Source organism: Variovorax sp. GrIS 2.14 (assembly GCF_046115955.1).
Lineage (GTDB): Bacteria > Pseudomonadota > Gammaproteobacteria > Burkholderiales > Burkholderiaceae_C > Variovorax.
The window spans coordinates 1-18,749 of record NZ_JBJXIA010000034.1 but is presented as its reverse complement, the minus strand read 5'-3'; the positions used below and the strand labels follow the sequence as shown (position 1 = coordinate 18,749).

Below are 18,749 nucleotides of genomic sequence, written 5' to 3'. Positions count from 1 at the left end.
CACGTCGAAGGCATAGAGGAAGCTCGCGAGCACCGCGACCGCCATGCCGATGCCGGCCACGGAGATGCCCGAGGACGCAGTCGCGGGCGACGACACCGCGCTCGTGCACGGCGGCTGTCGTCGCCTTCCAGGCCTTCACCTGTGCCGCGTCATACAACCCTGGAATGCGCGGGTAGCCCAGACCATTGGGGCTGGGCGACGTGCCTTCGGAGATGATCAGACCGGCAGTGGCTCGCTGGCCATAGTAGGTGGCCATCAATGCATTTGGCGTGTGCGCGGGCGTCGCCCGGTTGCGAGTCATCGGCGCCATCACCATGCGATTGCTGAGTTGCAGGGAGCGTGCAGAGAACTTGTCGAACAGCATCGGGCGGATTCCTGAAGTGGTGGAGCCAGCAGGTCGCAATACGGGATTGCGACGTGCAAGGTTGGGATGACGCAGCCTGCGCGACCGAACCGCCTGGGTCTGTTCGCTGGGACACAAAGCGGTTCACGGCAAACGTAAAGCGTTGTGGCTTTCGCTTGAGCCCCTCGTGCTTGCGACAGCGCACAGAACGCGGTCACCGCCCGTGTCATCGGGCCGCCTGATTAGCGACGAAGTTCAGCAGGCTCACGCTGTGAGCCAGTAAGGCCTGATGATGGCCGCATCCACCAAGGAGATGCGCTATGCCGATGAACCGAGTCCAGTTCCAGCCTGGGCTGTCGATGCGGGAGTTTCTCAGCTTGTACGGGACCGAGGAGCTTTGCGAGGCGGCACTGATCGCCAGGCGCTGGCCTCGCGGTGTCGACGCCGACCGAAAATTGACCCACCGGGGATGCGGCTAAAAATCTGGACGGTTTTATGCCATAAGCCCCAAGCTTCGACGATAGCCAAGAGGACTGCGCGCGCCCAGGCGCCCACACGAAATGCTCTCTTTTTCGACAGCAGCCTAGCAGGCTGCTGAAATACTCCCCGACCGCTGTCGACATCCGCTGTTCCTCGAACGTTGATCAGTGATCGTTTCCTCACTCCAGCACAGACCCCAGACCATGCGCGGCGCCGACACCTTCACCGAGAGTCTGTTCACCATGCGCAAGCTCGAGGACTTCGTTGCGGCAGACCATTCGCTGCACCCGATCCGCGCGATGGTCAACGAAGCGCTGATCAAGATGGATGACTTGTTCGCCGGCATGTACGAGGCTGACATCAAGGGTGGGCGCCCCAGCATCGCGCCGGAGAAGCTGCTGCGCGCGATGCTTCTGCAGATCTTCTTCAGCATTCGCTCGGAGCGCCAGCTCATGGAGCAGACCCAATACAACCTCTTGTATCGCTGGTTCGTCGGCCTGGCCATGGACGATGCGGTCTGGGTTCCCAGCGTCTTTACGAAGAACCGCAAGCGGCTCATTGCGCACGACGCGATCATCGAGCTGTTCAACCCCATAGTTGAAACTATCGGTCGCAAAGGCTGGCTGTCGGGCCAACACTTCAGCGTCGACGGAACCCTCATTCAAGCGTGGGCCAGCCACCGCAGCTTCGTGCGCAAGAATAGCGGTGACGATGATGCTGATGACAACAACACGGACAGCACCAGCTTCAAAGGCCAGACGCGCAGCAACGACACCCACGCATCGCGCACCGATGGCGATGCGCGGCTGTACCGCAAGGGCAAGACCGCCAGCCAGATGCGCTACATGGGCCACACGCTCTCGGACAACCGCCACGGCCTGATCGCCAATGCGATGGTCACACAAGCCGACGGCTTTGCCGAACGCAAAGCGGCCAAGTTCATGATCAGGGATGCCCGTCAGGCTACCGCGAGTCCAGATGTCGAGGTCACGCTCGGTGCGGACAAGGGCTACGACGCGCAGGAGTTCGTCCAGGCATGCCAGGACATGGGCGTGATCCCCCACGTGGCACAGAACACTTCCGGGCGGCGCTCAGCAGTGCCCCATTCCATCGCTGCGAGCGAGGGTTATGCGCTGTCGCAGCGCAAGCGCAAGCTCATCGAGCAGGGCTTTGGCTGGGCCAAGACGGTGGGCGGAATTGGTCAGGTGATGGTGCGTGGACTCAAGCGCGTGGACCATCTGTTCGTGCTGACGACGACGGCCTACAACCTGACGCCATGCGTTCCTTAGGACAAGTCCGACCCCAGGGGCTCTGAGGCAATCAGAGGATCGCAAAACACACTCAAATCGGCGTAAACAGCTCCCGAGATCGCTGCTTACCGCACTATTTGAAAATCGAGTCTTCGCCGATGAGAATGACGCGTTTTGCAGGAGAGTATTTCCGCATCCTGTTAAGCGGCCTGTCGGGTACGAGCTGGCGAATGGACGAGACCTATATAAAAATTAACGGAGAGTGGAAGTACCTGTATCGGGCGGTGGACCGCGCCGGCCACACGATCGACTTCCTGCTGCGCACACACTGCGACCTTGCTGCTGCAAGGCACTTCTTCGAACGTGCCATTGACCTGCACGGCGTGCCCGGGAAGATCAAGATCGACAAGAGCAGTGCCAACACGGCAGCGATCGTCGGCATGTGCGCCGACAGCGGTGCGCACATCGAGATGCGTGAGCCGAAGTATCCCAACAACCTCATCGAGCAAGACCACCAGGTATTTAAACTCGTTGTGCGACCCATGCTGGGGTTCAAGCCTTTTCGCTCCGCTCGCGCCCTCATCGCCGGCATCGAAACCATGCACATGATCAAGAAGGGGCAGCGCGATTCGCTCAAAAACAGAGCTTCGTCGGCTGCTGACAAGTTCTACTCTTTGGCTTTTTGAGGCCGACCAACACAAAGATTTTTTAGACCTCTCTCTGCTATCGCGACAGAACCAACACAATCGCATCAACGCTGTCGTTTCAAGGTCATGCGCTGAAATACGCCATCTTTGCGAATGAGTTCGTGATTAAGAGCACCCAGCACATGTAGTCCGATCAGCACGATCAGCACCCAAATTAGTACCGCATGGACTCCAAGGAATTGCTCAGACAAGTCGTGATCGGGCAGCGTCCAACGCGGTGTGTCCTTGCCAAACAATTTCACACCCGTTTTAGAGTATGACGCACCCAGATAGCCCGTAATCGGCATAAGCACCATAAGCAAATAAAGCATCGCCTGAGTCACTTTGGACAGCCTGGCCTGCCATAGCGGCACAGTTGGCGGCAAGGGCTTCGGACGATGGTTGATACGCCATGCAATGCGTGCGGTCACCAGCAGCGCCACCACGATACCAATCGACTTGTGCAACTCGAAATACCAAATACTGCCGGTTTGCTCTTCGATCGACATCATGTACCAGCCAAGAGCGGCCATCGTTGGGAGGAGTAGCGCGAGCAGCCAATGCAAGGCGGCCGCAATACCGCTGTAGCGCCACGCCACGGACACTTGGGGTGAAACATCTGTTGGATGAGCATTCATTGGGTGCTTGTTGCGGTTAAAGAAGGACCATACATCTGTCGACGCATAAGTGAGTGAGTAGCAGCGCATCAACGAATGGAGCAGTGTCGGATTCAATTTTTCGCCTATCCTCAATGCAAAGTTTGATACCAAACTTTACTTGGCTGTTGAAAAATCTCATACTTTTTCCGACAGTTGGGATGCAGAGCGTGTCTAAGGAGACGCTGAACTATGGATGGCGCAGCGCGAGTGGATGGCATTGCATCGCAATGCGTCCGCAAGACTGCTCGACGTCACCATTTAGACCATTCAAGGGCAGTGATCGCATTGCTTTTCGGGTTCGGTTGCAGTGAGTCGAGTCGGTTGAGGTGGGCGAATGACGCAGACCTTAACGAAGACGATGAACGACGCGATGGGTTTGGTGCTCAAGCGACTGTACTACGCGATCGATGTGATGCTGGTGTGCGTTCGCTGGTATGCGGCCTACCCGCTGAGCCTGCGCAACCTTGAAGAGATAAAGGCCGAGCGTGGCGTTGTGTTCGGCCGCACGACGGTGTCTTGTCGGACGGGTTTGCCGGTTCTGTCGCTGATGCTTCGCTGGCGCAGGCGCGCGGTCGACAAGGCCTGCCAGACGATCGACTTCTTCTTGCGCGCGCGGTCGGTACCCGGAACGCCACGTCCTCGTGCAGCTTGCGGGCGATCTTGCGCGAGCTGAGCACGCCCGTTACATAGCCGCACACCGGTACCTTGACCATCAAGGCCGGATGTAATGGCTAATTGCGCGGGTCGACCTCAGCGTAGCGCGCATGGAACGCGCCATACGCAAGTCCGACGCTAACCTCATTGATGAAGTGCGCCAAGTGCCCCTCGGGCAACGGGATCATCACGCAGCTCACGGCGCACGAGGTGCGGTCGCGCAGAAAGTGGACAAGGCCAGCGCCGAATGCGGCCAGTTAGTTCGACGCTGCCGTGAGCGGCCTACGAGACGGAGGCTTCGCCACCGCTCACCGCGTGGCGACAAGATCGGCAGTGCGACAGGCGAAAGCCAGCGCGTGACCGCCAGTTCAGGTTGAGGTGCCAGTGAGTCCCGCACCCAGTAAACGGCTATGCCCAGCCATTCGATCTGATGCCAGAACGAAGCCGCTTTAGTTCGCTTTCCACCCTCTCCGGAAATACGCTTCAGTGCGAACCGCTCGGCGCTCCCGGAAACTCTAGCGTCGGCCCACCATTTTCCCCTTGGCTGCAGCGTTGACCCGGATGGGTGCGGTAGAAGTTGCGATTGCCACCTTCAGCGCCTTCGTAGGAGGGAAGCACGAGACCGGCATGTAACGTGAAAAACCGCGGCCGACGGCTGTCAGGAAGCCATCGACGCCGTGCGCCGGTGTCCCTTGACGTCGTAGCGGTCCAGCATCATCACCTTGTCCCACACCTTGATGAAGTCTTTCACGAAACGTGGGTGCCCATCGCTGCCGGCATAGACATCGCTGATCGCACGCAGTTGCGCGTTGGAACCGAAGACAAGGTCGTTGCGTGAGGCCCTGAACTTCGGGGCGCCCGATGCGCGATCCTTGAGCACGAAGCTCAAGCCGTCCGCATGGGCCTTCTCCCAGACCAGATCGGTGTCGGTGAGGTGGACGAAGAAGTCGTTCGTCAGCACGCCGACCTTGGTCGTAAAGATGCCGACGTCCGATCCATCGTGGTTCGCATTGAGCACCCGCAATCCTCCCGTGAGCACTGTCCATTCCGGAGCGGACAGCTTCATCAGATTGGCCTTGTCGAGAAATAACTCTTCCGGCGCCACACCTTGCGAGATCTGCCCGAAGCGCTCGTCGGTGTAGTTGCGAAAGCCATCCACGACCGGCTTTAACCATTCGAACATCTCCACATCGGTGAGCTGCTGGGTGGTGTCAACCCGCCCCGGCGTGAACGGAACCGTGGCCTCGATGCCCGACTCATGAGCCGCACGTTCGACAGCCGCGCAGCCTCCCAGAACAATCATGTCTGCCAGTGAAATCTTCTTGCCAGTGCCCTGCTTGCCGTTGAAGTCCGCCATGGTGACGCGCAGCTTCTCGACGACCGGAGCGGCGCGGCTGTTGACCACCCAGTCCTTCTGAGGCGCCAGCGCCAATCGTCCGCCGTTTGCACCGCCACGCTTGTCACTGTCGCGATACGTCGCGGCCGCAGAGAAAGCGGTGAACACGAGATCGGACACCGACAGACCCGTGGCGAGGATGGCCAGCTTCAATCCAACCATGTCCGTCTCGGCGACCAGCTCGTGGTCCCGCTCAGGCAGGGGGTCTTGCCACAGCAGACCGTCCTCGATCCTCACCTCCGGGCCGAGGTAGCGATGCCGCGGCCCCATGTCGCGGTGGGTCAGCTTGTACCAAGCCTTCGAGAACGCCTGGGTGAAGGCGTCGAAGTCCGCTAGAAACTTCTCGCAGACCTTGCAGAACTCTGGATCAACCTTGAGCGCGATGTCGCTGGTCATCATCATCAGATCGTTCATCTGACCGTCGACGTGCGCATCGGGTGTCTTGGGCGCATTCGGGTCCGTCGGCGTCCACTGCAGCGCACCGGCCGGACTCTTGACCTGCTTCCATTCAAACTTAAACAGGTTCTCGAGGTAGCTGTTGTCCCACTGCGTGGGGTTGGGCGTCCAGCTGCCTTCGATCCCGTTCGTCATCGTGTATTGCGCAAAGCCCGGGCCTTTCGGATTGGCCCATCCCAGACCCATGGCCTCCATGGGCGCGATTTCGGGAGGCGGACCTACGTCTTTCGGCGACACCATGCCGTGGCTCTTGCCGAACGCGTGGCCGCCCGCGATCAGCGCCACGGTCTCTTCGTCGTTCATTGCCATTCGGGTGAACGAGATGCGGATGTCGCGAGCCGACCCCATGGGATCGCCATTGGCGTATGGCCCTTCCGGATTCACATAGATCAGCGCCTGGTGCGTTGCGGCCAGCGGATTCTCTAGGTCGTAGTCGGGATCGCCGTTCATGCCGCGCCAGCGCTTGTCTCGCGTGACCATGCTGTCGAAGCCATCGACGTTCTTCGGGTCCCAGATCTCGGGGCCCCAATACGTTGCGTTGTCGGCCTCCCAGGCGTCGAGTCGCCCGCCGCCGAAACCGTAGGTCGGGAACCCCATGATCTCCAGTGCGCAATTGCCGGTCAGAATCATGAGGTCGCCCCAAGACAATCCGTTGCCGTACTTGTGCTTGATTGGCTGGAGGAGGCGACGGGACTTGTCGGTGTTTCCGTTGTCCCACCAGCTGCTGATGGGGGCAAAGCGCTGCATGGCCGTACCGGCGCCGCCTCGGCCGTCGGAGATCCGGTAGGTGCCGGACGCGTGCCAAGCCATGCGAACCATCTGCGGACCGTAGTTGTGATAGTCGGACGGCCACCAGTCAACCGAGGTGATCAGGAACTGCTTGATGTCTTTCTTCAGCGCCTCAAAGTCGAGCTTCGCGAATTCGGCGGCGTAGTCGAAATCCGGGCCGAGCGGATCCGCCGCAAGACCGTTTTGATGCAGGAGTTCGACCCGCAGACGGTCCGGATACCAGTCCTCGAGGGTCGGAGGCGTGCCGAACGCGCCGCCCATGCGGTCTCCGCCGAACGGGCATCTACCCTCCATTTGATGCGTAGCCGTGTTTGTCTTGTCTGGGGTGGTCGTGTTCATCCATGGTCCTTGTGAAGCAGTTGGAATCCAAGCGGGGTCCATTGCTGGCGCCCGGTTGTGGAATTGGATCGTGAACTCGCCGGGCCTGCGCCGTGTAGGCGTGGGAGCGCAGCCAATGCGGGACGTAAACAGCTTTGGCTCGGGATAGCCATCGACCCGACCGGCACGTCTAGTCTCGTAGCGACTTTCGGTCTTGTGCAAACCGTTGCCACGACGGCACGAGCGGGTATAGCCGCCCTCGCATCGGTCTAGCCGTTTGCGTTAACCAGCTTGCCCGGGAACTTTCCTTACTACCAGTGGCGGGGCTCGCCGGTCCGCGGCTGATGGCCGGCAATGTGCCGGTGCCGAAGTAGACATTGACCGCGAGTGCGGCGCCGCCCTGCCCCGGGCCCGTCGAGAAAAGTGAATTCGTTCAAAACACGATGGTAAAGGTATGACTGCCCCTGTGGCTCGTCAGCTCATCTGGTAGCAGATCGGATGAGTCAATGCGTCCCCATGTCGCGTTTAGAAGGTAAGCAGGGCACGCTTGCGTCCACCCAGTTGAGTGAGTGGACGCAGCCATAGTGCACCCGAGAGAGTCGACAGAACACACCCCGTCGAACTGCAACCGGGCGTCCCGCGTTTGCGTAGCGATGGCAAACGCATCTATGCCGAGGACTGCAAGACCGAACTGGTGCGCCAATGCCTGATACCGGGCACCTCGGTGGCTGCGACGGCCATGGCACACCGGATCAACGCGAATCTGCTGCGGCGCTGGATCGGTCTGAAAGGACCCCGCAGCGCTTGCTCGCAGTAGCCAGCAGCGCTGCTGCCCGTCACCGTACGGTCCCAAGTTCACAGCATCTCCATCGGCGCGCGTGTCATCGGATGTAGCATCGGCATCCGAGCTCATCGAGATCGATTTCCATTGTGCTTGTTCGGCTGCAAGGCCCCATCGATGCCCAGCGCCTGGGCGCCGTGCGCGACGCGCTGGCGCAGCGCAGGTGATCGGCCTGCCCTCGGACACACGCGTGTGGATTGCCGCCGGCCACACCGACATGAGAAAGGGCTTCGACGGGCTCGCCGCGCTGGTGCAAACCGCACTGGCGGCCAATCCGCATTCGGGCCGTGTGTTCGTCTTCCGCAGGCGTCGCGGCGACATCATCAAGGTGTTGTGGTCCGATGGCCAGGGATCGCTGCTGTTAGCCAAGCGATTGGAGAAGGGTCGCTTCGTGTGGCCGCAAGCCACCTCGGGCAGCGTATCGCTCACGCCCGCGCAGCTGTCGATGCTGCTCGAAGGCATTGACTGGCGCATGACCGCACGCACTTGGCAGCCCGAGATGGTGCCGTAAAAAATAGTCGATTTTTAGAAGCGCCGGTTCGCTTCACCCAAAAAGGTTCGTTTAAGTCCCAAGCCTACATCCAGCACGCGCTTTCGTTCGTACATTGCACATGTCCACGAACACGCCTGATCTGTAAGAGCGCGCCAACGTCATGTACAACCTTGCGAATCGCAGTATTGAGCCGCTGCCTTCCAGCGCCTGATGCAGCGAATCCACCGACTCATCGCGCTATGGCTGACGACGGCCTGCTTGGTCGTCGCTTTGCCGCTCCAGTCGGTTTCCGTGGCGATCGTCGGTCTCCTTGGCGCCAAGCATGTGCATCGGACGTCCGAGCCCGCCGTCCTGTCCCAAGCGTCGATGAGTGGCTGGAGAGATTTCCGCCGAACCGAATTCGACCATGTGAAAACGGCGAATCACCCGCATCATCACGAAAGTGGACTGCGTCACCATCACGATTCCGACGATGAAAGCGTGGTGAATCTGGAGACACCGACGGACGGGGACGGAGCATCTTCAGAAAACCTGCAAGCCGGAGCAGGATTGTTTTTTGTCGTTTCTGAAAATGTTGCGCTGAGGATTTCAACTCAGGAATTGCGCAACAGTAGCTGGCGGGCGTTTACCGACGAAGCTTTCTCCAGCGCCAACCTCCGGCGACTCGACCGTCCGCCAATGAGCGTGGCCTGAGCAGTTTACCGCACACCGCCCTGTGCGGTGCCACAGCGCTGCTGAATGCCTGTCGCAGTGCAATGCAATGCAATGCATTGCATTGCACCCTGAACCTTACTTTGTGTGAGCGCGTCTCGCACGTGTGCGCGCGCGTTTCGTGAAGGTTGCCACGCGCCGAAGCCTTTGCTCTCGGCCGCTTTCGAGGCGCCCTTTTTGCGCAGCGTCACGCTGAGACTACCGGCCGCGTTGCCATTTGACGACGCGGAGCAAGACCTTGCCAAAAATCGAGCCGCCGGACTCTCATCCGGATTTGGAGAAAACCGTGCTCTCTTCATTCAAAACCCTTGATTTAGACAGGGGCCGCTTGGGTCCCGCTGTGCGTGGGACCGCTTACGTCAACCTCAGCGCCCCTCGTATAACGCTTCTCTTGGCTTCAGCGCTTGCCGGGGGAGCCTTTGCGCAATCACCGGCTTCAATCAACGAGCCGACCAGTTTGGCGCCGACCATCGTTGAAAGCTCGCGCAACAGTCAGCTGGGCATTGCCGACTCGGCCAACGTCGGCGTTGTCACGCAGCAGCAACTCGCGGCACGAACCGTCTATCGGCCGGGAGAACTGCTGGAAGCCGCTCCCGGCCTGATCGTGAGTCAGCACAGCGGTGAAGGAAAAGCCAATCAGTTCTATCTGCGCGGCTTCAACCTTGACCACGGCACTGACCTTCGCACTACCGTAGACGGGATGCTGGTCAATGAACGCAGTCACTCGCACGGTCAAGGCTGGACAGACCTCAATTTTCTGATGCCGGAGTTGGCGACGCAGCTTGACTATAAAAAGGGGCCTTATTACGCGTCCGAAGGCGACTTTTCTTCGGCCGGCGCAGTCTCAGTACGCTACGCAGACAAGCTTGACCACGGCATCGCGAGCTTTGGGTTTGGTCAAGGTGGCTATCGCCGGCTTTTTCTGGCTGACTCGCCCGCGTTCGGCGATGGCACATTGCTCTATGCGCTGGAAGCTTTTCGCAACGACGGTCCGTTCGTTCACCCTGACGATTACAAGAAGCTGAATGGCGTACTTCGCTACAGCCAGGGAAACGAGGCCAACGGTTTCAACATCACCGGTATGGCGTACACCGCCAAGTGGAACGCGACTGACCAGATCCCCAAGCGAGCTGTTGACAGTGGGGTGTTGTCACGCTTTGACGCCATCGACCCCAGCGACGGTGGCAACTCAAGTCGCTACAGCCTGTCAAGCGAGTGGCGCAACACCACCGCCAGTGGTTCGAACAAAGTCAATGCTTACGTCATTCAGCAGCGGTTGAATCTCTTTTCCAACTTCACCTATTTTCTCGACGACCCTGTCCACGGCGATCAGTTCAATCAGCCCGACCGGCGTATCACCACGGGCCTGAAGGCTGCTCACACTTGGCAGACTGGGGGGTGGGGACAGGCGTCCCAGACAACGGTCGGTGTTCAATTGGAGAATGACAACATACACAATGGTCTTTACAGCACGGTCGAGCGGCAGCGCCTGTCTACGACCCGCCAGGATCACATTACGGAAAGCAGTTTGGGTTTGTTCGCGGAGAACACAACCTACTGGAGCGATTGGTTTCGAACCGTGGCCGGCTTGCGCACCGATGCCTACCGATTCAAGGTCGACAGCGACAACTCATTGAATTCGGGCAAGACGCGAGCCAGTATTGTTAGCCCGAAGCTGGGCCTGATTTTTGGCCCTTGGGCCAAGACGGAGTACTACATCAACGCAGGCACCGGTTTTCATAGCAATGATGCACGGGGAACGACCATCAGTGTGGATCCAAAAACGGGCGATCCTGCGGACAGAATTTCTCCGCTCGTACGCTCGAAGGGCGCGGAGGTGGGCGTGCGAACCGAGATCGTCAAAGGCTTGCAAACATCCCTATCGGTATACCGCCTTGACTTCGACTCTGAACTTATCTTTGCGGGCGATGCCGGGACCACTTTTGCGGGACGGCCCAGCAGGCGCGTGGGCTTCGAGCTTTCCAATTACTACAAGCCCTTCGACTGGCTGACCATCGATGTCGATGTTGCCCTCGCTCGCGCCCGATTCAAGAATTTCGACGTTGTGGGAAATCGTATTCCCGGAGCAGTCGAAGGTGTGGCATCGATCGCATTGGCAGTCGACAACGTCGGAGCGTTCTATGGTGCTCTACAACTGCGCTATTTCGGTCCCCGTCCTTTGCTCGAGGACAACAGCGTGCGGTCCAAGAGCACGGCGACGCTGAACGCCCGCGTCGGCTACAAGATCAACAAGTCAACACGGGTTGAGCTTGAGGCATTCAATCTGACGAACCGGCAGGATTCAGCGATCGACTATTACTACGAATCACGTCTGCGCAAGGAAGCAGTTTCCGTCAACGACATTCATTTTCATCCCATCGAACGGCGATCGCTGCGGGTTAACGTCTCGGTAACTTTCAACTAGTCCACTGAATCAGAAGAATTGGCGGTATTGACGACTTGGATCGTCGTAACTCAACTTGATCGGCGGGGGGTCCGCGTCATAGGCATTGGTGTAGCGCATCAGCGTCTTGTCAAGATCATACGCCTAGCAGGATGCGGAAATACTCCCCTCCAAAACGCTTCAGTCTCATCGGCGATGACTCGCTTTTCACATAGTGCAGTAAGCAGTGATTTCGGAAGCAGTTCACGCCGATTTTGGGAATTTTTGCGAGCCTCTGATTGCCTCAGTGTATGCGCCAAAGCCAGATCGACCCACGCTGCCGACAGTTCGCTGACCCTCCTTATGGACTTTAAACGGAGCAGCGGCTAGCGTTTCCGCGACTTGTCCCCGGGTCACCCCCAGTCCGGCAAAACAGGCTCAGGCGAGGCAACGCCCTGTCGGCGCCAACACAACGCTCGCAGCGAGCCGTGGTTCGGATCGCTGAAGGTGGAGCGACTGCACGGCAAACGATTCAAGACAAGGCGAGGCAAAGGACGAAACCGTCGATTGGTGGCTCTGGTACGCGACCGGCTGCACTCGACGCTTGCCTATGTAGCCCGATGCCGTTCGAGCGAGACTGGCCTGCCCATCAACCGCAGCAAGCCAACTCATGAACCGGGCTAAGGATACGGATTCCAGGGGCAAGGCCAAGGTTGCTCGTGAAAGGTCTGAGCGGTCAACTCGCTACGTTCGGCTCAGCGCCCATGGCCCTGCGCAAGCTGACTAATCCACGGCGGACGTAAGTCTTGACCGTACCGATCGGCATGCCGGTGTGCGACGCGACTTCGCAGTGCGTCATTTCACTGAGGAACGCAAGGCTGAGCACACAGCGCTGGTGCGTTTTGAGTTGACTGAGACCACAATACGCTTTGGCGTACAGCCTCTTGGCATCTAGCGCGCTTGCCGGCTCCGGTTGATCAGACAGCAAAGAATCCCAGTCATCTTCTTCGAGAGAAAAAGTCAGATTCTCCCGATTGGCGACCTGACGACGAAGGATTTCAATCGCCCTGCTGCGCGTTATCACCATCATCCAAGCCATGGCCGACCCACGTCCCGATGCGAAGTCTGGAGCTAGGCGCCAGATCGTCAGGAGCGCCTCCTGAAGAGCGTCCTCTGCAATCTCTCTCCTACGAACGACCTTGAGCGCACAGTAATACAGGGGGGTTCGAGAGAGTGCATAGAGATCTCGAAAGGCCTGCGTATCGCCCGCTGCAACTTGATGAACGAGGTTATCAAGGTGCGCGTCGCCCGACCTCGAAGCTATTTGTTGGGTGCGCAGCCGTTTTTCATTTGGGTAGAAGTTCCCAGACATCGAGGCGTCCATTGGTAAGACAAAAGCTTGCTTTTTCGTGCGCTCTGAAAACTGATGCGCCGATCCAACCTCACGGCCGTAGCACCGGCTTTATTTGGTAGGGGATCGCCCACAGGACTTGAGCGTTATGGAGCACGTCGACGTGTTCACTAAAAGCGTGAAGTGGTGGCATCAGAACACTTCAAAGGTTTGCAATGTCAAAGTTTTCAACAATCGTCATTTCGACGTGCTTCGCTTTCGGCTCGGTTTCGGCGTTGGCTCAAGGGGCCGGCGGAAGCGGGGGCGGCGGTGGGGGCCTGAATGGCGGCTCCGCAACCAGTAGTGGCTCCAGCGATGGCGGTACCTCTGGCGGCAGCATGGCCAATGGTCGGCCAATGCGCAAAGACAACATGAGCAAGGAGCCGATGAGCAACGACAAGATGTCCAACGGCGGCATGGCCAAAGACAAGATGTCAAAGGACAGGATGAGCAAAACGCCGATGGACAAGAATTCGATGCCTGCCGATTCGACTGGTGGCAAGCAGACTCCTGATCCGAAGTAATTCGACGTTTTTTTACTCTAATCTCTCGGAAATTAGTTGCAGCGTCTGATCGCTTAGCAAGCCATCAGCGCAGGTGTCTTAAGAGCCACTTCCCGTAAAAGCTCGCAATATCGAGGTTGTTGAGTTCAAGCATCTGCATAAGACCATTGCCTTTCATCCCAACGGAAGCAAGATTTACCCAGCTGTTTTGGACACCTGCTTGCCTCAAAAACGTCGAGGCGCAGTGGTCATTTTGAGCGTGATATGACGCCTCTCCTGTTGCGATCAGAATAAGAATTTTTGCAAAGTCGGGCAACGTGTGTACTGGCTCCTTTTGGAGCCAACAGTTCTGCAGTCCTGATACAGGGGAAGCTCTGCGGGTCAAGCCCAGATCAAGTGCGCTGCGTATCTCGGGCGAAAATCTCAGACACTCATCGGTCAGCCCACAAGGGCTGCCGGGCGCTGCATCAGAGCTGGCCCTGGAAATCTGAACAACTCGATAAGTTCGAAACTGCTCCTGAACGCGAGGATCTCGCCGGTGAAGATTGGAGCAAAGATGAGCAGAAGACCCCGCCGTACGCACTCATCGGCATTCAAAGGCAAAGTGGCACTAGCCGCCATTCGAGGCGATAAGACGCTGGCCGAATTGGCGCTGCAGCATGACGTACACCCCAGCCAAATCACAGACGGGAAGAACCAGTGGCTCACCCGAGCGGCGGACGTGTTCGGCGGCTAGCAGGCGACAGGGGAACCTGCGATCGATCTTAAAGCGCTGCACGCGAAGATCGGCCAGTTGGCGCTGGAGAATAATTTTTTGGAATGCGCGGTCATCAAGGCCAGCATGCTGCGCGCGACCCGCTGATCGATTGCGGCCACGCATCTACCGATGCGGCGCCAGGCACAACCGGCGAACATCAGCCGAGACTCGGCCCAAGCAAAGCCGGCGAGCGATGCCGATCTTTCACTGATGCGCCGCGTGGATACGGCACGCCCGACTATTTCAACATCGGCCAGGGCAAGCAATTTACGAATGCGACCTCCAGCGGGCTGCTCACGGATCAAGGCATCTCCATGTCGATGGACGGCATGGGCTGTTGGGGAGACAACGTGTTCATCGAGCGGCTGTGGCGATCGATCAAGTACGAGGAGGTGTACCTGCATGCGCATAAAACCATAAACCAGTCACGCACCGGAATCGGCTGGCAAATCGAGTTTGCAAGCTCTGCAGTCTGCACTGCCAGCTGCAGGCGCACACAGCTGATGTGGTGTACTTCAACTCGCCGTCTCGGCCGACGGCCGTATCAATCCGACCCCTCAGGATCAGCCAACAAGATTCGGGATCTGTTCGGACGAATGCGGCCGGCTCTCTTTTTTACGGTGGGAGCATACTTTTACAGAAACGCCGTATGCAAGAATCCGGTTATGTAACAATAAAAGTCATGCAGGACGACATCATCGAGCAGGCCATTGCACTTCGCGCTGGTGACGTGGCCGACTCTGGGCTCATAGCTGACGCAGTAGTCACAACCCTGCGGTTGCTTCACGCAGAGCTTAGCGTGCTGGTCGGAGCGCAGGCAGCAGCAGCGCTGTGCTCCCACGCCATGCATCGCACGCAATCCGAAGTCGAATGGGCGGCACCGCGTGCAGCGGCGCTATCTGAGTCAATGCTTCTGGCTCTACGAGCTGATCTTCAAGCACGTACGCCCGAGCAGGCATTGTTCGCTGGCAAAACCCTGCTGTTCGCTTTGACGGATCACCTCAAATCCTTGATCGGTGAGCCCTTGACGACCCGGATGCTGAGATCGGCCTGGGGCACACCCGCGTTTGATCAGATTTCTACGGAGGACATTAGATGATTGATAAGGTTGTGATCAAACGATTGGCGACCGGTGTACCGGGCTTGGACGCACTTTTGAGCGGCGGCTTGCCGGAGTTCTCGTTCAACCTGATCGCCGGGGCGCCTGGGTCGGGCAAAACGACGCTGGCGCATCAGATCATGTTCGCACTCGCCAACCCACAGCACCGAGCCATTTTCTTCACCGTGCTCGGCGAGCCGCCGTTAAAAATGCTGCGTTACCAGCAGCAGTACAGCTTCTTCGATGCAGCCAAGGTCAACGAGTCGATTCGCTTCATCAATCTTGCTGACGAAATCGTGGCCGGGGATTACGGCAAGGTCCTCAAACGTATCGTTGAAGAAGTCGAACGCTTCGAGCCTGCATTGGTGATGGTCGATTCGTTTCGCTCTGTAGTCCAAACTGCGCGAAGCGCAGGCAAGGACGATATGGAACTGCAACATTTCGTACAGCGCTTGGGGATGCTGTTGACTACATGGCGGGCGACGACATTTCTGATCGGGGAATACTCGGTGCCCAACAGCGAGACCGATCCGATTTTTACCGTTGCAGACGGCATTCTTTGGATGGTCCAAAGCGTCGAGCGCAACTCGATGGTGCGCAAGATTCAGGTAATGAAGATGCGCGGACAAGCGACGGTACCCGGACTCCACACCTTTCGCATCAGCGACGATGGAGTGCAGATTTTTCCTCGCACGATTGCACCTACCCCGAAGCCGCCCGGTGATGCTGCGAGCACGGTTGGCGTGGCTCCGGCCCGCCTTTCCATGGGGGTTCCCCTGCTGGACGAGTTGATGGGTGGTGGTCTCCCCTCTGGTTACTCGCTGCTGGTCGCGGGTCCTTCAGGCTCCGGTAAGTCGCAGCTTGCTGCGGCCTTTCTGGCAGAAGGTGCGCGGGCGGGAGAGAAAGGCGTGATTGCGGCGTTTGAGAAAAGCCCGACCCGCTCGCGCAAGCTCCGACTCGACGAGTTGATTGCCAGTGGAGACGTGTGCATGATCGACACTCGCGCGCTGGACTTGTCAATCGACGAGACACTTTATGCGTTGACGCAATTGATCGAAAAAACGGGAGCGACACGCGTTGTCGTCGATTCTCTTTCCGGGTTCGAGCTTGCACTGGCAGCCAGCTTCCGAGAAGATTTTCGCGAGTCGCTGCACCGCATGATCGCCGTCCTTACGGGCATGGGTGTCGCCGTATTGCTGATTTCCGAATTGGAAGATCGGTATACCGACCTTAGATTCAGTCCCTATGGTGCCGCTTTCCTGACGGACGCAATCATCGTGCAGCGGTATGTCGAACTGAAAGGTCAACTTCGTCGCGTGATGGCAGTGGTGAAACTACGAAACAGCGCTCACAGCCACGAACTTCGTCCCTACGACATTACGGATGCTGGTATCGTCATTGGGCAGCCAACGCCGGACATGGACGCCATGCTGACGGGCCACCCGCGGCCAGCTTGAAGCGCGGAAGCCGGCTTGAGAACGAAACCGAGCCGCATGCCAAATCAACCCAGTGACACCGGTGGCGCGAATGCCGCCGACCAAGAGTCGGACGCCGCGCTTTTGCAAGGGCCATCAGTGATGCAGCCCATGCAAACGCTGGCTGAACGTGAAGGCGCACTTGAAGTTCGCGAAGCAGCAGCGTCCGGATCCGCGAAGCAAAAAGACGATATTCGTGAAGCCAATGCGCATCTGGTTATGGCCACGCTGGCCGCTGAAGAGTCGAGTGAAGCGGCACGCAAGACGAAGCTTCAGCAAGACGAGTTCCTTGCGATGTTGGCTCACGAACTTCGCAATCCTTTGGCACCGATCCGAACCGCGGTTGCATTGCTGGAGCGGCTTGACACTGTTGACCCTCGCCTGAAAAAGATCCGCGAGGTCGTCGGCCGGCAAGTGGACCATATGGCCAGGCTGCTTGATGATTTGCTGGATGCATCGAGAGTGACAAGCGGCAAGGTTACTTTGCAACGACGGCCAACGAGCGTCCGTGAATTTGTTGATCAGGCGGTTGAAATTTACCGCATGCTCATCGACTCGCAACATCAGGAACTTACGCTGGACATGCCGGTCACCCCTATCTATGTGGATGGGGACTTGACCCGCCTCGCGCAGATCGTCGGCAACCTCTTGCACAACGCATCCAAGTACACGCCTTACGGTGGTGCGATCTCAGTCAGCGCGAGGTCGTATGGTGAATCTGTCGTGCTGAAGGTCACGGACAACGGAAGCGGGATTGCGCAGGAGTCGCTGGCTCACATCTTCGAGTTGTTTGGACAAGAAGAACGTTCGCTCAGTCGCAGTCAAGGCGGGCTGGGTATTGGATTGACGGTCGTGCGAGGCATGGTGGAGCGACATGGAGGAACCGTGGGGGTGCGCAGCGATGGGCTCGGCATGGGCAGCGAATTCACAGTGGTTCTTCCGCGTTTGAATTACGTAGAAGAAACTGCGCCTGAGCAGTTGCCAAAACCCACTTTCGTGTCCGCTCGCATTCTTGTAGTTGACGACAACGTCGACGCGAACGAAATGTTGGTCATGCTGCTGCAGATGTCAGGCTACGAGGTCGAGTTCGCTTTCGATGGTCCGGGCGCTTTGCTTAAATATTCAGAACAACGGTCGCAGATTGTGGTGTGCGACATCGGACTGCCGGGGATGAACGGGTACGAAGTTGCCGAACGGATACGTCACGAAAGCGGTGCTGGGTTTTCTGCTCCGACGCTGATTGCATTAACGGGCTATGACGGTGTGATCAACCGAGCACACGCCCTGAGATCTGGTTTCGACCATCATGTCGTCAAGCCGGTCGATTTCAATGTTTTGCTTCAACTTATTGAAGCGAGAGATTCAGGAGATGCAAACCAAAAGGTTCTGTCGCAATAGCAGAGCAAAGCTGAGACGGGAGCTGAAGTAGCTGGCCTCCGAAGGCCAACGAATAGAACTTGTCAGAAGCGGACGAGGCGCTGTCTTTGATGCAATCGACCTGCCCCTTCTTGATCATGTGCATCGGTTCGATGCCAGCAATGATGGCGCGAGCGCAGCGAGACGACTTGAATCCGAGCATCGGTTGCACAATGCGTTCGATCGCCCGGTGATCTTGTTCGATGAGGTTCTTCAGCTACTTCGATTGGCGCATTTCGATGGATGCGCCGCTGTCGGCGCACATGCCCACGATCGCCGCCGTGTTGGCGAAACTCTTGTCGATGATAATCTTCTCGGGCACGCCGTGCAGGTCGATGGCACGCTCGAAGAAACACCTCGTTGCAGCGAGATCGCGGTGCGCGCGCAGCAGGAAGTCAACGGTGTGGCCGGCATGGTCCACCGCTCGGTACAGGTACTTCCACTCGCCGCTGACCTTCACATAGGTCTCGTCCATTCGCCGACTCGTCCCGACCGAGCGCTTGCGCTTGCGAAACCGGCGTTCACGGTTCTTGGTGAACACGCTGGGGACCCAGCCCGCATCGTCCATGGCCAGACCGATGAACCAGCGATACAGGAGGTTGTATTGGGTCTACTCCATGAGTTGGCGCTCCGAGCGCACGCTGAAGAAG

12 protein-coding genes and 9 pseudogenes are annotated in these 18,749 nt (G+C 58.3%); 14 read left to right on the top strand and 7 right to left on the bottom strand.

Annotation, left to right across the window (positions count from 1 at the left end; translation table 11 throughout):
* A pseudogene (locus tag RCH10_RS25445) lies at window positions 1–364 on the bottom strand (hypothetical protein); the annotation flags it as partial.
* A 299-nt stretch (window positions 365–663) separates the two neighbouring features.
* Between RCH10_RS25445 and RCH10_RS25440 the strand changes: the two are divergent.
* The 3 pseudogenes from RCH10_RS25440 to RCH10_RS25430 all read left to right on the top strand — a co-directional run.
* Window positions 664–780: pseudogene (locus tag RCH10_RS25440) on the top strand (IS1595 family transposase); the annotation flags it as partial.
* A gap of 246 nt (window positions 781–1,026) precedes the next feature.
* Window positions 1,027–2,138, top strand: a pseudogene (locus tag RCH10_RS25435) (IS5 family transposase).
* Between the two features lie 150 nt (window positions 2,139–2,288).
* Window positions 2,289–2,759: pseudogene (locus RCH10_RS25430) on the top strand (IS6 family transposase); the annotation flags it as partial.
* Window positions 2,760–2,824: 65 nt separating this feature from the next.
* Here RCH10_RS25430 and RCH10_RS25425 read toward each other — a convergent pair.
* Entirely contained in the window at window positions 2,825–3,397 is a 573-nt protein-coding gene (locus RCH10_RS25425) for a cytochrome b (RefSeq protein ID WP_409054536.1), read from the bottom strand.
* 355 nt (window positions 3,398–3,752) lie between these two features.
* Between RCH10_RS25425 and RCH10_RS25420 the strand changes: the two are divergent.
* Window positions 3,753–3,908, top strand: a pseudogene (locus tag RCH10_RS25420) (IS6 family transposase); the annotation flags it as partial.
* Between the two features lie 121 nt (window positions 3,909–4,029).
* Here the strand turns inward: RCH10_RS25420 and RCH10_RS25415 are convergent.
* Together RCH10_RS25415 and katG are read right to left on the bottom strand one after the other, a co-directional pair.
* Window positions 4,030–4,251: pseudogene (locus tag RCH10_RS25415) on the bottom strand (transposase); the annotation flags it as partial.
* A gap of 479 nt (window positions 4,252–4,730) precedes the next feature.
* Complete coding sequence (gene katG / locus RCH10_RS25410) at window positions 4,731–6,974, bottom strand: catalase/peroxidase HPI (protein ID WP_409054538.1); 2,244 nt, start codon at window positions 6,972–6,974, stop codon at window positions 4,731–4,733.
* Between the two features lie 622 nt (window positions 6,975–7,596).
* Here katG and RCH10_RS25405 point away from each other — a divergent pair.
* The 5 genes and pseudogenes from RCH10_RS25405 to RCH10_RS25385 form a co-directional block, all read left to right on the top strand.
* Window positions 7,597–7,848 (top strand): transposase, encoded by a 252-nt coding sequence (locus RCH10_RS25405; RefSeq protein WP_409054535.1) that lies wholly within the window; start codon window positions 7,597–7,599, stop codon window positions 7,846–7,848.
* A 187-nt stretch (window positions 7,849–8,035) separates the two neighbouring features.
* The gene (gene tnpB, locus RCH10_RS25400; protein WP_409054534.1) at window positions 8,036–8,383 is read left to right on the top strand and encodes an IS66 family insertion sequence element accessory protein TnpB; all 348 of its coding nucleotides are present in this window, start codon (window positions 8,036–8,038) and stop codon (window positions 8,381–8,383) included.
* 192 nt (window positions 8,384–8,575) lie between these two features.
* Window positions 8,576–9,058: a hypothetical protein gene (locus RCH10_RS25395; protein WP_409054533.1), complete on the top strand. Its 483-nt coding sequence runs from the start codon at window positions 8,576–8,578 to the stop codon at window positions 9,056–9,058.
* A 457-nt stretch (window positions 9,059–9,515) separates the two neighbouring features.
* The gene (locus RCH10_RS25390) at window positions 9,516–11,501 is read left to right on the top strand and encodes a TonB-dependent receptor (protein ID WP_409054537.1); all 1,986 of its coding nucleotides are present in this window, start codon (window positions 9,516–9,518) and stop codon (window positions 11,499–11,501) included.
* 429 nt (window positions 11,502–11,930) lie between these two features.
* Window positions 11,931–12,133, top strand: a pseudogene (locus tag RCH10_RS25385) (IS3 family transposase); the annotation flags it as partial.
* Window positions 12,134–12,195: 62 nt separating this feature from the next.
* Here RCH10_RS25385 and RCH10_RS25380 read toward each other — a convergent pair.
* Window positions 12,196–12,843 carry an RNA polymerase sigma factor gene (locus RCH10_RS25380; protein ID WP_409054532.1) on the bottom strand — a complete coding sequence of 216 codons (648 nt, stop codon included), beginning with the start codon at window positions 12,841–12,843 and terminating at the stop codon, window positions 12,196–12,198.
* Between the two features lie 392 nt (window positions 12,844–13,235).
* On the opposite strand from RCH10_RS25380, the gene RCH10_RS25375 reads away from it, so the two are divergent.
* Entirely contained in the window at window positions 13,236–13,373 is a 138-nt protein-coding gene (locus RCH10_RS25375) for a hypothetical protein (RefSeq protein WP_409054531.1), read from the top strand.
* Between the two features lie 64 nt (window positions 13,374–13,437).
* Here the strand turns inward: RCH10_RS25375 and RCH10_RS25370 are convergent, their stop codons facing one another.
* Window positions 13,438–13,668 carry a hypothetical protein gene (locus tag RCH10_RS25370; RefSeq protein WP_409054530.1) on the bottom strand — a complete coding sequence of 77 codons (231 nt, stop codon included), beginning with the start codon at window positions 13,666–13,668 and terminating at the stop codon, window positions 13,438–13,440.
* 240 nt (window positions 13,669–13,908) lie between these two features.
* On the opposite strand from RCH10_RS25370, the pseudogene RCH10_RS25365 reads away from it, so the two are divergent.
* From RCH10_RS25365 to RCH10_RS25350, 4 genes and pseudogenes are all read left to right on the top strand, one after another.
* A pseudogene (locus RCH10_RS25365) lies at window positions 13,909–14,650 on the top strand (hypothetical protein); the annotation flags it as partial.
* Window positions 14,651–14,791: 141 nt separating this feature from the next.
* Window positions 14,792–15,208 (top strand): hypothetical protein, encoded by a 417-nt coding sequence (locus RCH10_RS25360; RefSeq protein ID WP_409054539.1) that lies wholly within the window; start codon window positions 14,792–14,794, stop codon window positions 15,206–15,208.
* Entirely contained in the window at window positions 15,205–16,665 is a 1,461-nt protein-coding gene (locus RCH10_RS25355) for an RAD55 family ATPase (RefSeq protein ID WP_409054529.1), read from the top strand. The genes RCH10_RS25360 and RCH10_RS25355 overlap by 4 nt, the downstream gene beginning before the upstream one ends.
* Window positions 16,666–16,701: 36 nt before the next feature.
* The gene (locus RCH10_RS25350) at window positions 16,702–18,081 is read left to right on the top strand and encodes an ATP-binding protein (protein WP_409054528.1); all 1,380 of its coding nucleotides are present in this window, start codon (window positions 16,702–16,704) and stop codon (window positions 18,079–18,081) included.
* Window positions 18,082–18,124: 43 nt separating this feature from the next.
* Here RCH10_RS25350 and RCH10_RS25345 read toward each other — a convergent pair.
* Window positions 18,125–18,694, bottom strand: a pseudogene (locus tag RCH10_RS25345) (IS6 family transposase); the annotation flags it as partial.
* Between the last annotated feature and the right edge of the window lie 55 nt (window positions 18,695–18,749).

What these genes read in the sequence shown, in the direction of transcription:
- RCH10_RS25425 (WP_409054536.1), bottom strand. Translation starts at nt 3,397, where the DNA reads ATGAATGCTCATCCAACAGATGTTTCACCCCAAGTGTCCGTGGCGTGG.
- katG (WP_409054538.1), bottom strand. Translation starts at nt 6,974, where the DNA reads ATGGGCGGCGCGTTCGGCACGCCTCCGACCCTCGAGGACTGGTATCCG.
- RCH10_RS25395 (WP_409054533.1), top strand. Translation starts at nt 8,576, where the DNA reads ATGCAGCGAATCCACCGACTCATCGCGCTATGGCTGACGACGGCCTGC.
- RCH10_RS25380 (WP_409054532.1), bottom strand. Translation starts at nt 12,843, where the DNA reads ATGGACGCCTCGATGTCTGGGAACTTCTACCCAAATGAAAAACGGCTG.
- RCH10_RS25375 (WP_409054531.1), top strand. Translation starts at nt 13,236, where the DNA reads ATGAGCAACGACAAGATGTCCAACGGCGGCATGGCCAAAGACAAGATG.
- RCH10_RS25360 (WP_409054539.1), top strand. Translation starts at nt 14,792, where the DNA reads ATGCAGGACGACATCATCGAGCAGGCCATTGCACTTCGCGCTGGTGAC.
- RCH10_RS25355 (WP_409054529.1), top strand. Translation starts at nt 15,205, where the DNA reads ATGATTGATAAGGTTGTGATCAAACGATTGGCGACCGGTGTACCGGGC.
- RCH10_RS25350 (WP_409054528.1), top strand. Translation starts at nt 16,702, where the DNA reads ATGCCAAATCAACCCAGTGACACCGGTGGCGCGAATGCCGCCGACCAA.